At 36.1% G+C, this 14,898-nt stretch carries 15 protein-coding genes; 14 read left to right on the top strand and 1 reads right to left on the bottom strand.

What is annotated here, in order from left to right:
- Positions 1 to 97: 97 nt before the first annotated feature.
- Positions 98 to 700, bottom strand: coding sequence for a TrmH family RNA methyltransferase (locus G7Y65_RS00855; RefSeq protein WP_042491794.1), 603 nt, complete (start codon positions 698 to 700; stop codon positions 98 to 100).
- A 193-nt stretch (positions 701 to 893) separates the two neighbouring features.
- Here G7Y65_RS00855 and G7Y65_RS00850 point away from each other — a divergent pair, with 193 nt between their 5' ends.
- The 14 genes from G7Y65_RS00850 (at position 894) to G7Y65_RS00785 (ending at position 14,859) form a co-directional block, all read left to right on the top strand.
- Positions 894 to 1,736, top strand: a complete 843-nt coding sequence (locus tag G7Y65_RS00850; protein ID WP_042491792.1) for an energy-coupling factor ABC transporter ATP-binding protein — start codon at positions 894 to 896, stop codon at positions 1,734 to 1,736.
- Positions 1,712 to 2,578 carry an energy-coupling factor transporter ATPase gene (locus G7Y65_RS00845; RefSeq protein WP_042491790.1) on the top strand — a complete coding sequence of 289 codons (867 nt, stop codon included), beginning with the start codon at positions 1,712 to 1,714 and terminating at the stop codon, positions 2,576 to 2,578. The genes G7Y65_RS00850 and G7Y65_RS00845 overlap by 25 nt, the downstream gene beginning before the upstream one ends.
- Positions 2,571 to 3,374 (top strand): energy-coupling factor transporter transmembrane component T family protein, encoded by an 804-nt coding sequence (locus tag G7Y65_RS00840; RefSeq protein WP_042491788.1) that lies wholly within the window; start codon positions 2,571 to 2,573, stop codon positions 3,372 to 3,374. The genes G7Y65_RS00845 and G7Y65_RS00840 overlap by 8 nt, the downstream gene beginning before the upstream one ends.
- Before the next feature lie 12 nt (positions 3,375 to 3,386).
- The gene (truA, locus tag G7Y65_RS00835) at positions 3,387 to 4,136 is read left to right on the top strand and encodes a tRNA pseudouridine(38-40) synthase TruA (protein ID WP_042491787.1); all 750 of its coding nucleotides are present in this window, start codon (positions 3,387 to 3,389) and stop codon (positions 4,134 to 4,136) included.
- A gap of 158 nt (positions 4,137 to 4,294) precedes the next feature.
- A complete protein-coding gene (rplM, locus tag G7Y65_RS00830) occupies positions 4,295 to 4,738 on the top strand; it encodes a 50S ribosomal protein L13 (RefSeq protein ID WP_042491786.1) in 444 nt (147 codons plus the stop codon).
- Between the two features lie 26 nt (positions 4,739 to 4,764).
- Positions 4,765 to 5,157, top strand: a complete 393-nt coding sequence (gene rpsI / locus G7Y65_RS00825) for a 30S ribosomal protein S9 (RefSeq protein ID WP_042491785.1) — start codon at positions 4,765 to 4,767, stop codon at positions 5,155 to 5,157.
- Positions 5,158 to 5,319: 162 nt separating this feature from the next.
- Positions 5,320 to 6,108: a hypothetical protein gene (locus G7Y65_RS00820; RefSeq protein ID WP_042491783.1), complete on the top strand. Its 789-nt coding sequence runs from the start codon at positions 5,320 to 5,322 to the stop codon at positions 6,106 to 6,108.
- A 110-nt stretch (positions 6,109 to 6,218) separates the two neighbouring features.
- Positions 6,219 to 8,159, top strand: coding sequence for a DNA/RNA helicase domain-containing protein (locus G7Y65_RS00815; RefSeq protein ID WP_165314481.1), 1,941 nt, complete (start codon positions 6,219 to 6,221; stop codon positions 8,157 to 8,159).
- Positions 8,160 to 8,359: 200 nt separating this feature from the next.
- Positions 8,360 to 9,184, top strand: coding sequence for an HNH endonuclease (locus G7Y65_RS00810; protein WP_137600407.1), 825 nt, complete (start codon positions 8,360 to 8,362; stop codon positions 9,182 to 9,184).
- Between the two features lie 422 nt (positions 9,185 to 9,606).
- The gene (locus G7Y65_RS00805) at positions 9,607 to 10,758 is read left to right on the top strand and encodes an ArgE/DapE family deacylase (RefSeq protein WP_137600408.1); all 1,152 of its coding nucleotides are present in this window, start codon (positions 9,607 to 9,609) and stop codon (positions 10,756 to 10,758) included.
- Between the two features lie 73 nt (positions 10,759 to 10,831).
- Positions 10,832 to 11,473 (top strand): hypothetical protein, encoded by a 642-nt coding sequence (locus G7Y65_RS00800; RefSeq protein ID WP_137600409.1) that lies wholly within the window; start codon positions 10,832 to 10,834, stop codon positions 11,471 to 11,473.
- Between the two features lie 53 nt (positions 11,474 to 11,526).
- Positions 11,527 to 11,895: a DUF2255 family protein gene (locus G7Y65_RS00795; RefSeq protein ID WP_042491776.1), complete on the top strand. Its 369-nt coding sequence runs from the start codon at positions 11,527 to 11,529 to the stop codon at positions 11,893 to 11,895.
- Between the two features lie 222 nt (positions 11,896 to 12,117).
- The gene (locus tag G7Y65_RS00790) at positions 12,118 to 13,755 is read left to right on the top strand and encodes a peptide ABC transporter substrate-binding protein (protein WP_137600410.1); all 1,638 of its coding nucleotides are present in this window, start codon (positions 12,118 to 12,120) and stop codon (positions 13,753 to 13,755) included.
- Positions 13,756 to 13,779: 24 nt separating this feature from the next.
- Positions 13,780 to 14,859 (top strand): M42 family metallopeptidase, encoded by a 1,080-nt coding sequence (locus tag G7Y65_RS00785; RefSeq protein ID WP_042491773.1) that lies wholly within the window; start codon positions 13,780 to 13,782, stop codon positions 14,857 to 14,859.
- Positions 14,860 to 14,898: the final 39 nt, after the last annotated feature.

Here is a 14,898-nt window from a genome sequence, read left to right as displayed (position 1 = left end):
TTAACGTAATCCTTGTCCTTCGCGTTGCTACGGCCAAAAATTACGCCAATCATGTTACACACCGGCTTCAAAACGACTCTTGTCTCGCTCTTTTTAGTTAGGCATGTGGTTGATGTTGTGATGCATAGAATGCGGCAATAACGCCATGGGCAACGCCGACGTTTATCGAACGAACACTACCATATTGGGGAATGTAAACCATGGCGTCAGCAGCAGCAATTAAGTCATCAGCAAGGCCAAGCTTTTCTTCGCCAAATAAAAAGGCTGATTTGGCAGGGAATTTTACGTCATATAATGATTGTGGATTGTAGCCTGGTGTGTTATCAATAGCATAAATTGTATAACCTTCTTGATGTAATTGCTTAAAAATAGCAGGATAATCAATAATGCGATGATGTTCAATATGCTCATAGTTTTGAGTACCCAGTGATCCGCGACGATCCCATTTTTTAATACCTTCTTTCGCATCTGGAATGGCCGGGTTTTCAGGGTTCAAGAAAATAAGTTTACGCATACCAAATGCGTTACTATTGCGAACAGCAGATGCTTTATTAAAGTCGTGACTTAGATTTTGCATGATTGAAACCATTTCACCACGTTGCATATCAAGAGCGGTACGAATTTCGTCATCTGTTTTACCTTTATAAAAGTCGGTAACATTACGATAATCTGCTGAACGGCTAAGGTCGATTTCTGACATTATGGTCTCCTTGTGAACTAGGAATAAGCCTAGTTAAAAACGATTGATTGATAATTTTATTTTAGTCGTGGCAATATCACGTGTCAAACGAAATAATGCCTGATAAAATAAGATGAGATGACACATTTCAAAGCATATTGGTTATTAATTTGTTATGATAATAGTTATGAGAAAACAAAAAGGAGGCGCGAACATGACGCCAATTATATCGTTGTCGCATGTAGATTACGCATATCCAAATAGTGATGTACTGGCTTTGCATGATTTGTCACTAACAATTAATCAAGGTGAATGGGTTGCGATTATTGGGCATAATGGGTCTGGTAAATCAACTTTTGCAAAACTACTAAATTATCTATTAGCACCAACTAAAGGTGAAATTAAAATTAATGATGTTGTCGCTAACGAAGAAAATATGTGGACCATTCGTGACATGGTTGGCATGGTCTTTCAAAATCCCGATAATCAGTTTGTTGGGGCAACGGTCGCAGACGACGTGGCTTTTGGGATGGAAAATCGTAGTGTTCCTCGTGAAGAAATGATGAAACGGGTTGACGATGCACTAACTGAGGTACAAATGATGCCTTTTGCTGATCGTGAACCGGCACGACTATCAGGTGGCCAAAAACAACGTGTTGCCATTGCTTCAGTGTTGGCGTTACAGCCCAAAATATTAATTTTAGATGAAGCAACAGCTATGTTAGATCCTAAAGGCCGTCGTGAAATGATTGCATTGGTTCGTGATTTAAAAGCACGAATGGGGGATGACTTAACGGTTATCTCGATTACCCACGACATTGATGAAGCGGCAAGTGCAGAGCGCGTAATGGTCATCAATGATGGTGAATTAATTGAAACGGGTTTGCCATCAGAAATTTTTGCAAATGCAGATCAATTACGTCGTTTTGGTTTAGCCGTGCCATTTGCAGAACAATTGAAAGAAAAATTACGGCAGCGGGGAATTACAGTTCCTGATGAATATTTGACAACGGAAGGATTGGTGACGTGGTTATGGCAATCAATTTCAACCAAGTAGGGTTTACCTATCAGCCTAATACGCCGTTTGCAACACCTGGAATCCATGATGTATCTTTTGATATTCCAGAAGGCCAGTTTACCGCTGTGATTGGACATACCGGATCTGGTAAATCAACCATGGTACAAAATTTAGATGGACTTGTGCTACCAACGACTGGGACTATTACAATTGGGAATCAAGTGATTACTGCAGATACAAAGTTAAAGGCATTAAATGAAGTACGCTCACATATTGGCTTAGTTTTCCAATTTCCTGAAGCACAATTGTTTGAACAAACAGTTTTAAAAGATGTGATGTTTGGCCCTAAAAATTTTGGTGCTTCCGAAGCAGTTGCTAAGGCATCAGCTGAAGTTGCCTTAGCAAAAGTGGGAATTGCACGTGAATTGTATGAACGTTCACCATTTGAACTATCTGGTGGCCAGATGCGTCGTGTTGCGATTGCTGGTGTGATTGCTATGTCACCTGATTTATTGATTTTAGATGAACCAACGGCTGGTTTGGATCCAAAAGGACAACAGGAATTAATGCAGTTGTTTACGGATTTACAAAAAGAAAAGAAAATGACAGTTGTATTGATTACACATCAAATGGAATACGTGGCGCAATATGCTGACCATGTGGTTGTCTTTGAGCATGGGACGGTGGTTAAGTCAGGGTCGCCGGCAATTATTTTTGCTGATGAAGCATGGTTACGTGAAAAACAATTAGATGTACCAGCGGCTAAACAATTCGCTGATGCATTGTCCCAAAAGGGTGTGCAATTACATGATGTGCTGGATATCGATCAACTAGTTGACCAGTTAGCTACGCAGCTAAAAAGGGAGGCAAATCATGTTTAGTAATATGATTATCGGCCGTTATATGCCGGGTGATTCTTGGATTCACCGTTTAGATGCACGGACCAAGCTCGTTTTGAGTATTGCTTTTATTTTTGTTATCTTTTTTGCGAATAATGTAATTGGCTATGCGTTTGCAACGGTTTTTACTTTATTGGCAATTATGTTAACTGGTTTAGGTGTTGGTGTCTTTATTCGTGGTGTTAAGCCATTGATTTTATTGATGCTCATTACAACACTATTCCAACTGTTCTTCGTGCAAACGGGTGATGTGCTAATTCATTGGTGGTTTATTAAAATTACCACTGATGGGGTAATTAACAGTATTGTTGTCTTTGTTCGGTTTATGCTTATTATCATGTTTTCAACAATCTTAACTTTAACAACACAACCACTAGCTGTTGCTGATGGGATGGAGAGCTTGTTGAAACCATTTAAAAAAATTGGCTTACCTGTTTCAGAGTTGGCTTTGATGCTATCCATTGCGTTGCGTTTTGTGCCAACACTAATGGATGAAGCACAAAGTATTATGAATGCACAACGTGCACGTGGCGTTAGATTTAATGAAGGTAGTTTAATGACACGTATTAAGTCGTTCGTGCCACTTTTGATTCCGTTGTTTGTGAATGCTATTAAACGAGCAATTGAGTTGGGGGATGCAATGGAAGCGCGTGGTTATCGTGGTGGTGATCAACGAACAAAGTATCGTGTACTAACATGGCATCGACAAGATACAGTTGCGATTATTGGTTTTATTATCTTTACAGTTGTTTTAATTGCAACTCGTTGGATGATGTAGAAAGGATTAAACATGCCACGTTATAAAGCAACCATTGCTTATGATGGGACGGATTTTTATGGTTGGCAGGTCCAACCAAATAAGCGGACGGTGCAAGCTGAAATGGAATTAGTCGTTAATAAGATGGCTAAAAACCCAGCTGAGCATATTCGGGTACAAGGATCAGGGCGTACCGACGCTCGTGTGCACGCTAAAGGGCAGGTGGCCCATTTCGATTTACCATTCGATATTCCTGCTGAGGCTGTCCGTAAAGGGCTCTCAACGATGTTACCGTATGATATCGGCATTAAAAAAGTTGAAAAGGTGTCAGAGAACTTCCACGCACAATATAGTGCCCACGATAAAACATATTTTTACCGTTTTTCAACAACTGAATTTATCGACCCCTTTAAGCGGAATTATACGGGCCATTGGCATCGTCGTTTGAAACCAGAACTTATGCAACAAGCAATTGGGGATTATGTTGGTGAGCATGATTGGTTAAGCTTTGTTGCTTCAGGCTTCCAGCAAAAAACGACCGTGCGAACAGTGTATTCTGCAAAAATGTGGCTTAAACCTGAAGAGGATGAAATTTGGTTTGAATTTTCAGGAAATGGCTTTTTATATAACCAAATTCGCATTATGGTTGGTGTCTTATTAGAGATTGGTAATGGTGTTCGACCAGTCGATGATATCCAACGCTTGTTTGCAGTAAAAGACCGTCAACAAGCGCAATTTACTGCACCAGCACAAGGATTATATTTAATGGACGTTAAATATTAAAAAAAGGCAAACTTGTCAAGGCCATTCCATTGACTATTTATCTAAAAGGAGATAATATAGTATTCGGTATTGTTTACCAACCGCAAATGGGAATGTCCTGGTACGACTTTTTTAATTATTGGTAAAGTAAACAAACAGAAAACTGGAGGAAATTTTCCATGCGTACAACTTATATGGCAAAGCCAGGTGAGATCGATCGCAAGTGGTACATCGTTGATGCAACTGATATTGCATTAGGACGTTTGTCAACTGTCGTAGCATCAATCTTGCGTGGTAAGAACAAGCCTACTTATACACCAAACATCGATACTGGTGATAACGTTATCGTTATCAATGCTGGTAAGATTGCTTTGACTGGTAAGAAAGCTACTGATAAGATTTATTACCACCACTCAAATCACCCTGGTGGTTTGAAGATGCGTCAAGCAGGTGACTTGCGCGAGAAGAACCCACAACGTTTGATCGAACTTTCAGTTCAAGGTATGTTGCCAAAGGGTACTCTTGGTCACCAACAAGCTTTGAAGCTACACGTGTTTGCTGGTTCAGAGCACACACACGCAGCTCAAAACCCTGAAGTGTTGGATATCACCAACCTTATTTAATTTAACGAAAGGAGAATAGTTTAATCATGGCTCAAGTACAATACTCTGGAACTGGCCGTCGTAAGAACTCTGTTGCCCGTGTACGTCTAGTACCTGGTAACGGTGCCATTACGATCAATGGTCTTTCATCAGAACAATACATTCCTTTCGCTAACTTGCGTGAGGTTATGGTGCAACCATTTAACGTTACTGAAACTCTAGGAAACTACGACGTTTTGGTTAACGTTAACGGTGGAGGTTTCTCAGGTCAATCTGGTGCAATCCGTCACGGTATCGCCCGTGCCCTATTGACAGTTGATCCTGACTTCCGCGCTTCATTGAAGAAGGCCGGTCTACTTACTCGTGACCCTCGTAAGAAGGAACGTAAGAAGCCAGGTCTTAAGAAAGCTCGTAAGGCTTCACAATTCTCAAAGCGTTAATATTTACTTATTACACTTTATGGGATTGTTCAAGATCCGAATATAAAAATAACTCTCAAGTTGGTTTTACCGACTTGGGAGTTTTTTGTTGTTCTAGAAGTTTTTGTGTATAACAAAATGTTATAATATCGGTTAGTATAAAACGTATGGGAGGATTAGGTCATGGGTAAAGGCGTTTGGGTAGGTATCATTGGTATTGTAGCAGTTATTGGCATTGGTGTAGGTGGCGTTTACGCCCATCAACAAACACAAGATAAAACATTAAAAGCTGAGCAAGCTAAAACAAAATCGATGTCCAAAAAATTAGATGGTATTGATAATAAAGTGTTAAAGGATAAAAAAGATAAGGAAAGTTCATCTAGTAATCAAACAACCAGTGACTTAGATACTAGTAGTAGTCAGTCGTCTGTTAAAGATACACAACTCGTTGAATTAACAGATGCTCAAAAACAAGAAATCAATGAAGCGTTTTTAAACTGGGCTGATAGACGGGCAACTATTGGTAATATGGCCGTGAACGATTACTACTTTGGTCATGGTGCCGCTGGAAGAGGTGATTGGTACGCCAATACGCCAGATGGGCAAATGCAAGTGCAAGATGAAAATAATCCGGGGCCAACGGCATTTCCCATTCACATCATTGGCGGTGCGGTATTTTTAACGATGAAAGATGGTGCAACTGGGCGTCAAAATGATATTGTTGAATCAACAGCGGGTGGTTATTCAGACAAGGCAGATATGAGTAAACCAATTACAAAATATATTCTTGGCGACAACGGTAAAGTTTATGAGCTAAAAACAAATGATGGACAAGTTAGTTTAACAACTGGATTCGGTGAATACAGTGATGATGGTACAGCTAGTGATTACCATCCGGATCAGAGTTTTGTTGTGTCAGGTGATAGTGATGCACAAAAAGAGTTACAAAAATTAATTAGTGTGTATCGGTAAGTTTATAGTAAGTAACTGAAGGGTTGGCAAAATTTAAATACCTATTTGGTTGATATACAAAGCAACATATTGTTGCTTTGTATATTTTTTTGTTTTGCGATAATTAAAATATGGAAATATATAATTTAATAAAATCAAAAAGAATTACATTAGGACTTACTCAAGATGATGTTGCGATTAAATTAAATGTTACACGGCAAGCAGTGCAGAATTGGGAAAATAATAAACGCGCAATACCTAATAATTTAATAGCTAAGTATTTTAAAATATTGGATTTTAATGCTGCAGAAATTTTATCATTATTTGGATTTTTAAGTGATGATAATCTAATGATAGAAGAAATTGATTATTCTAAGAGAGGAATAGATGATTTTCAAAAATATGAAAATACTAAAGTATTAATGAATTTTCCGACACTTTATTTAGGAGTAGGAAAACAGCGCAATAAATACAGTAACATGGTTAAGCAACTAGCATACGTGGGTGAAGCTAGTTCGATCGTGAGAAGAACAAATGAGCACTTAAATGCGACTAATGACAAGTTGAATAAAATTAAAAAAGATGCTGATAATAATAAAGAAATATTGTATATTGTAGGGCATTCAAAATTTAATAAATCAGCAACTTTAGAATTAGAGCAAATGTTTATGGATTCATTATTAGGTGATCCAAAGTTTTCTAAAATTTATAATGGTCGTAATAACGGCTTATCAGCGGATTTTTATGAGCGAAATGCGTATAGAACAGCAATTTTCCCTGAAATTTGGGAACAGTTAAGGCGAAGAAATGTTGTATCTAGTTTGGAAGAAGTACACAATTCAGCGCTATTTGCTAATAGTCCTTTTAAGTCACTAAGTCTAAAACAATTAGAGGCAAAAGAGATAATTACTCAAAAAATTAGTGAGACATTGAATAAAATAAGTGATAATACGGTTATTAAAATAGAAGGACTTGCTGGATCAGGAAAAACAGTATTGATGTCCCAACTATTCTACGGTTTTTGGAAAAATCCGGTAAAAGTTATAGAAAATGAAGGGAAAACAAGTCATGAATCTTCAGTGGCATTGTTAGTAAGGCATGAACAACAGCGTCGGACATATGAGCAAATTGCCAGAAAGCTTAATATGGATAAAAATATGGTAATGGATGTTTCGACATTTGTTAATAAAGGAAATAAAGTAGATATTTTATTGGTGGATGAAGCACATTTGTTGTGGAGTGGAAATTATAGTCGTGCTAAAGCAGAGACGTGGGTCCCAGAACTGATTGCATTACATAAATTAGCTAAAACATTAGTTTTAATTTATGATTCTAATCAACTTGTATCGGCTAGATCAAAAGTAGCAGATAATGATAAGTTAATAGATATTTTGAATGGTGATAAGACTGTTATGGTTAATTTAGATGAGCAATGGCGTATTAATGCAAATCAAAATACCATCGAATGGATTCAAAATTTAGCACATTTTGATAAAAACTCATTAGTTACCATACCTAAGGATAAAAGTTATGAGATTAAATTTTTTGATGATGGAGGTGCATTTAGAAAAGCAATAGAAATAAAAAATCAAAATAACGGTTTAAGTAGAATGGTGGCTACTTATGATTGGAAATATTCACAAGGTTCAAGGCCAAAGAATGGCAATCGCTTTTGGAATGTGACATTTGGGGACGAAGTTGTCCCTTGGAACTTAGAGTTACCGGAAGTAGAAGAAGCACAAAAAAAGCAAATTCCGTGGCAGGAAATTGAGAGTAGTCTTTATGAAATAGGTAGTGATTTTACAGTCCAAGGTATCGATTTAAATTATGTAGGGGTTATTCTTGGACCGTCTGTAGTATGGAATGAAGAAAATAATGCTCTTGATATTGATGCTGATAAATCAATGGACCATCAAAAAATTCGCAAAATAAAGGGCACTTATAATACTGCTGAAAATAAAACATATTTAAAGAACGTTGTTAATGTCTTGTTAACACGTGGCGTGCATGGATTATATATTTATGCAGTGAATGATATATTGCGGGAAAAGTTAATGGGATTAACAAAATAGTTTATACTGTACTTATAATGGATAATAAGATTAGTCAGACAGTATAGGGAAATACAATGCAAAATATTTATAGGTATCTTGAAAATTTAGAAAATGATCAAAAAGATGTTTTGGAATGGTTTTAGCATAGACATGGTACATTAGGAAAACTACCAAAAAGCAAAAAAACTAGTAAAAATAATTCAATTGTAAGTCCGGCAATGGGAATATTTAAAGCTAAGGATAATGATTTTGCAACTTCTATAAAACAGACTCTTAAAGGACCATATCAGGATTCTGAAATCATTACAAATAAAGATAAAATAGGAATATTTTTGTATCATCAACAATCGACTAAAGATAATGGTATCTTTCATGATAAAGCTAATTTAGCAACAAATATTGCATTAACACAAAATATGAATAAAAAAATTCCAATAGGTATTGTCATACAACAAGAAGGAAAAAAAGATGGACAAAATATATATAAATTCTTTATTGGTATGATTTTGTCATGGTATGACGGATTTTTTATTATTCAAATTGCAAATGATGAAAAACTAATCGATATGGATAAGTCGGAATCAGAAATAGAAGATATATTAACTTTTAGCAATGAAGCTACAGTAAAGGAAGAATTTAATTTTAAAAATATTGTAGATGCTAGAAAGAAACAAGAAAGAGCTATTATAATTCGTCAAGGTCAAGTCTCATTTCGTAATAAATTATTGCGCATTTATGATGAAAAATGTGTGATTTCTAAAGTGAATGTTGAGTCAGTGTTAGAAGCAGCACATATTTCCCCGTATATGGGCAAAGAAACTAATGTGAGCAAGAATGGACTGTTATTAAGAAGTGATTTACATTTACTATTTGATAAAAAACTTATTAGAATTAATGATGAATACATTGTTGAGGTATCCCCTGCATTAATAAATTCTGTTTATGGGAAATATAATGGTATTTCGTTACAATTACCCAAAAATAAAAATGATTATCCTGATAAAAAAGCATTGGCTAGTCACTATGATTCTTGTGATTTCTAGATGATAGGAAGTTAATATATTTTTATTATTTATGAATTTATTTTTTAATCAGAAAACTAATCAATGGATATCATTAACTAACATCTTGAAAAAATTTCCGAAAACGCGTAATATTTCATTAAATAATGATTAGAAAAAGCTATGAAGAGAAGAGTAGTTTTTGCTTAGCTTGAACAGAGACGGTTGGTAGTTGAGAAAACCTGAAGCAAGAAAAATGAAGATGAACTCGGAGCATTAATGGTTGTGTAAGCAATTGTTACGGTAGACTCGTTATCGTCTAACTTATTTTTTAATGAGTTAAAGAGGTACTTTTTGTGAGAAAAGTATGGAATTAAGGTGGTACAGTGAAACTTTCACCCTTTTTATAAAGGGGTGGAAGTTTTTTTATGCATAATGGTAAATTTAAAGGGGAGCATTTTACAATGGAAAAAGCAGAAAAAATTAAAATCTTACAGGATTTAGTTAACATCAATACAGTCAATGGTAATGAAATTGAGGTTGCTAAGTATTTGCAACAATTATTAGCTGATCACGGTATTAAAGCAAATATTGATGAGTTTGGCGAGAATCGTGCTAACTTGCAAGCAGAAATAGGCAATCATGGTGTTGATGCTAAAACACTGGTATTTTCCGGACATCAAGATACGGTGTCAATTGATGATGCATCAGCTTGGGAGTATAGTCCATTTGAAGCACATATTGATGGGGATAAATTGTACGGACGTGGTGCTGCTGATATGAAGAGTGGTCTAGCTGCGGAAGTGATTGCATTAATTGAATTGTATGAAAATTCTGATGTGAATTTGAATGGAACGTTGCGTTTGATTGTGACAGCAGGCGAAGAGTATGGTGCACAAGGTGCTTATCGGTTGAACGAGCAACATGCAATTGATGATGCTGATGCTCTAGTAATTGGAGAAGCAACCGATGCCCAAATTATTTATGCCCATTCTGGTAGTTTTAATTATCGTATTAAAAGCTCTGGTAAAGCTGCTCATAGTTCAACACCAGAACGTGGTGTTAATGCGATTCAAGGATTAGTAAACTATATTAACTTGGAAAAGGATTTGTTTGATGATGCACCACAAGACCCTTATTTGGGTAAAGTGCAACATAGTATTACTGTTATTCGTGGGGGTGAGCAAGTCAATACAATTCCTGCGCAAGCAGAGTTACAAGGAAATATTCGACCAACAGAAGCGTTTAATAATGCTAAAGTTATCTTACGAATTCAAGAGACCATTGATCAATTAAATGATTTATATGATGCCAAACTTGAATTGGAAATTATTCATAATTTTGAAGCTGTTGAAACACAACAAGATAATGAATTTATTCAAACGGTGCAACGGGCAGCACAAAAATCATTTGATGATCGCCAAGTTGAATTAACCATTATGAATGGTGCAACGGATGCAAGCGTTTTTGTGAAGAATAATGTTGGTTTACCAACAGTTATTTTTGGCCCTGATGGTGATGCAGTTACTCATCAATTAAATGAGTACACAACGATTAGTAGTTATTTGAAATTAATCAATGCTTATCAAGATATTGCCCGTGATTTTTTGAAGTAAAAATAGTTGATAATGCTTTTATTCACCATTTTTTATATAATGAAATGAATAAGATGAAAATAGGTGAATTCTTTTGATAAAAAGACATATTAGAAAGCCAGTTAGATTCGGCTTTGTTTTAGGGATTATTATTAGTCTCTTGGTAGGGGCAGGTATTGCATTGGCTTCATATAAAATCAGCCATCAGAATAATAAAAGTAATTTAACGCCTAAAACGCAAACCGTATCACAAGATACTTTGACTGTTAAATCATTAACCAAAGAGAAAAAAATTGTTATGGTTAATTTAGGGTTATCTGAAATTTTAAATGAAAAACGGACAACTAAACTATTTGGTCAAGATATTGTTGGTACTAATCGTCAAAAAATTATGCAAGCATCATTTGATGCTGAATTGGGTATTGATGGGAAAGATGTCAAAATAACGGCAACTGGAGATAATACTTATAAAATAACTGTTAAAAAATTTATTTTTATTGGTTACAGCAATCCTAACTTTAAGGTGTTAGATGAGCATAATGGTGTTTTTAGTTCATTTACTGCTGATGTTAGTGAAACTGAAATGATTAATAAAGTGTTAGATACAAAATCAAAACAAAAATATGTTGCTAAATATAATGATTTATTGGAGCAATCAACAACGGATTTTTATCGAAATATTGTTACGGCAACTAATCCGAAAGCTAAGTTGACGTTTATATTTCCTGAAAAGTAATTAATAGGTGAATATTATTTAAATGGTTTATACTGTAGCTATGGAGGGATAATATGACTTGGAATAAAGAACGATTAACATATTTTAACGATCATGATGATTTTCATATTGCGCCATTTCGTGCTAGTGGGGTAGCCGGCACACCTACTTGGATTTGGTCTGTTGTTGTGGATGGACGTTTGTTTGTTCGTGCTTATAATGGTGTACATTCATCATGGTATCAAAGTGCAGTGGCTCAACATGACGGTAATATTGTGTCAAATGGTGAGCGTTTGAATGTGATTTTTAAATCAGAAAAGGATCCAACAATTTTAGATAAAATTGATGAGGCATACCATGTCAAATATGACCCTAGTCCATATGTTGCGCCAATGCTCTCAGAAAAAACAAGAAATGCAACAGTTGAAGTATTGCCAAAATAAAGTAAGCGTTACCTAGTGTTTTAAATTAGAAATAAATTAAAAAGTAGCTATAACTTAAGGGTTATGGCTACTTTTTTTAATGATATTTTTTATAAAACGTGCGCTTCCTTATGATTTATAAGTGATTAATACGCTTGCTTACTCCCAAAATATTAGATATAATTTAGAAAATTAAAAATTTTTAATTTATTGGGCAATTTTTTTGTTAGAGGGGTAAGGTTAATGGGAATTAATAAAATAGGCTGGCAGACGGCCGTACTAGCGACGAGTGTCATCGCTGGAATTGGGGTAGTAACGCATACAGCTGATGCCAAGGCGAAACAGGTTATTAGTACGTATTCTAGTACTGAAATTTCATCGTTGGATACTGCAAAGGCAACAGAATTAAATGCTTTTACACAGTTAGATAATATTACAGAAGGTTTGTATGTTTATGATAGTAAAGGACGACCACAGAAAGCTTTAGCACAAAAGACGAAGATTTCTGAGGATAAAAAAACATACACAATTGATATTCGCAAAGATGCTAAGTGGAGTAATGGTGATCCAGTAACGGCTGCAGACTTTGTTTTCGCATGGCAACGAGCTGTTGATCCAAAGACGGCTAGTGAGTATGCTTATTTATTCGATAACATTGAAAATGCTAAAGCAATTCAAGATGGTGAAAAGACACCGGATACTTTGGGCGTTAAGGCAACTGATAAGCATCAATTACAGATTCAGTTAGTGGCACCGCAAGAGTACTTTAAAATGATTTTGGCGCGTGAAACATTAGCGCCATTGAATGAAAAGTTCGTTGAACAACAGGGTGATAAATATGGAACATCATCTAAAACAACGCTATATAATGGACCGTTTGTAAGTAAGGGCTGGTCTGGTTCGACAACGCAATGGACGTTAAATAAAAACCCCTACTATTGGGATAAAAAGCATGTTAAGTTGAGCAAGATTAATTACTCAGTTATTAAAGATCCTTCAACTGCTTATAATTTATATCAAACTAAGAAGTTAGATCAAATGACGTTAGTTGGCGAGCAAGCACAACAATTATCAAAGCATAAAGATGTTGTGAAACGTAATTTAGCTGCAACATCGTACTTGCAATATAATTTGAAAAAGAATAATGGTCTGGAGAATGCAAAGATTCGCCAAGCCATTTCACTTTCAATTAATCGTAAGCAATTAACTGAAAGAATTTTAAAGAATGGTTCAAAACCAGCTGCTGGCTTTGTCCCACGTCAAGTCGCCACAAAACCAAATGGCAAGGAAGATTTCTATGATGCGACAAAGGTTAAAAATACGGCAGAGTATAAACCAAAGTTAGCAAAGAAGTTATTTGCTGAAGGTCTAAAAGAAGTTGGCAAAGATAAAATTAGTGCAACGGTGATTACTGCTGATGCAAGTGCTTCTGAGCAAGTTGCTGTCTTTATTCAAGATCAACTACAAAAAAACTTACCCAAGCTTGAATTGACATTGCAAAAGGTACCACAGAAGAGCCGCATTGCTTCTGTTAATGCAGGTAACTTTGATATTTCATTCCAGGGTTGGTCAGCTGACTTTGCTGATCCGTATACTTTCTTGCAAATTTTCCCAAGTGATAGTGCGCAAAACCATACTGGTTGGAAAAATGAGGCATATGATCAAGCCATTACAGATTCATTGAATAAGAATGCAGCTAATAAAACAGCGCGTTGGAATGATTTAGTGAAGGCTGAAAAGATTTTGATGAAGGATCAAGTTGTTACACCAATTTATCAAACAAATAATGAGGACTTAGTTAACCCACGTCTAAAAGGCATTGGTTATAACCAAATTAACGGACATTATAGTTACAAGCTAGCTTATGTAACGGGTAAATAATGAGTATATATTAGGGGGTAAATTTTGAAAGAACAAGAACAGATTGAATTAGTAAAAGCATTCTCTGACTTAAATGGGGTACCAGGTTTTGAGACTGAAGTAGCAAAGTATTTTGAAGAGCGTGCTACGCCTTACGGACAAGTTAGCCGTGATGGTATCTTTAATAGTTACGTTGATCGCACGGAAAATACGGGTCAAAAGCCGGTGGTGCAAATTGATGCCCATGCTGATTCTGTTGGCTTTATTGCACAAGCTGTACGTCCCAATGGTTTGATTAAATTCGTCACATTAGGTGGTTGGGCACCAACTAATGTCCCAACAACACGGGTGCGAGTGCGTAATAAAGAGGGTCAATATATTAGAGGTGTTGTTGCTAGTAAGCCACCACACTTTATGACGGATGAGGAGAAGAAGCAGGTGCCAAAGATTGCTGAGATGTCAATTGATGTTGGTTCAACAAGTCGTGATGAAACGATTAAGCATTTTAAGATTGATACAGGCTGTCCAATTTTTCCTGATGTTGATTGTGAGTACTATCCATCAACCCGACTATTCTTTGGCAAGGATTTTGATAATCGGGTTGGATCAGCAGCGTTAGTTGATGTACTAGACCAAGTGCATGGTCAAAGCTTAGATGTTGATGTCGCTGTCGCACTATCAACACAAGAAGAAGTTGGTACACGTGGTGCAAAGGTGACGGCAAATAAAATTTCTCCTGATCTGGCAATTGTATTTGAAGGATGTCCATGTGATGACACATTTGAAGAAGATTGGTTAATTCAGACTGGTTTGAAGCGCGGCCCAATGTTACGTGATATGGATACGTCATTTATTGCAAATCCATTATTTGAGGAATATGCAGCTAAGATTGCAGATGAACACAATATTCCATATACGCGTTCAGTAAGAACTGGTGGTGGTGTAAATGGTGCGCCTATTCAATACTGGAACGGTGCGCCGACCATCGTGATTGGTATTCCAGTGCGTTATGAACATACAGCGTATAACTGGGCATCATTAGATGATTTCCAACATGCAGTTGAGTTGACTGTTGAAATTTTAAAAGACTTAGATGCAGAAAAAATTACTAGCTTCTTTGGATAATGATGTAGATTTGTGAAATAGATTGTGGAATTTAGATAG

Origin of the sequence: Weissella sagaensis (genome assembly GCF_010306265.1) — a bacterium.
Classification (GTDB): domain Bacteria; phylum Bacillota; class Bacilli; order Lactobacillales; family Lactobacillaceae; genus Weissella; species Weissella sagaensis.
The sequence above is the reverse complement of the archived record's forward strand: the minus strand, read 5'-3'. Positions and strand labels throughout refer to the sequence as shown.

Excerpts from the sequence above, each read along its gene's own strand:
- G7Y65_RS00855 (WP_042491794.1), bottom strand. The coding sequence starts at position 700 with ATGTCAGAAATCGACCTTAGCCGTTCAGCAGATTATCGTAATGTTACC.
- G7Y65_RS00850 (WP_042491792.1), top strand. The coding sequence starts at position 894 with ATGACGCCAATTATATCGTTGTCGCATGTAGATTACGCATATCCAAAT.
- G7Y65_RS00845 (WP_042491790.1), top strand. The coding sequence starts at position 1,712 with ATGGCAATCAATTTCAACCAAGTAGGGTTTACCTATCAGCCTAATACG.
- G7Y65_RS00840 (WP_042491788.1), top strand. The coding sequence starts at position 2,571 with ATGTTTAGTAATATGATTATCGGCCGTTATATGCCGGGTGATTCTTGG.
- truA (WP_042491787.1), top strand. The coding sequence starts at position 3,387 with ATGCCACGTTATAAAGCAACCATTGCTTATGATGGGACGGATTTTTAT.
- rplM (WP_042491786.1), top strand. The coding sequence starts at position 4,295 with ATGCGTACAACTTATATGGCAAAGCCAGGTGAGATCGATCGCAAGTGG.
- rpsI (WP_042491785.1), top strand. The coding sequence starts at position 4,765 with ATGGCTCAAGTACAATACTCTGGAACTGGCCGTCGTAAGAACTCTGTT.
- G7Y65_RS00820 (WP_042491783.1), top strand. The coding sequence starts at position 5,320 with ATGGGTAAAGGCGTTTGGGTAGGTATCATTGGTATTGTAGCAGTTATT.
- G7Y65_RS00815 (WP_165314481.1), top strand. The coding sequence starts at position 6,219 with ATGGAAATATATAATTTAATAAAATCAAAAAGAATTACATTAGGACTT.
- G7Y65_RS00810 (WP_137600407.1), top strand. The coding sequence starts at position 8,360 with ATGGGAATATTTAAAGCTAAGGATAATGATTTTGCAACTTCTATAAAA.
- G7Y65_RS00805 (WP_137600408.1), top strand. The coding sequence starts at position 9,607 with ATGGAAAAAGCAGAAAAAATTAAAATCTTACAGGATTTAGTTAACATC.
- G7Y65_RS00795 (WP_042491776.1), top strand. The coding sequence starts at position 11,527 with ATGACTTGGAATAAAGAACGATTAACATATTTTAACGATCATGATGAT.
- G7Y65_RS00790 (WP_137600410.1), top strand. The coding sequence starts at position 12,118 with ATGGGAATTAATAAAATAGGCTGGCAGACGGCCGTACTAGCGACGAGT.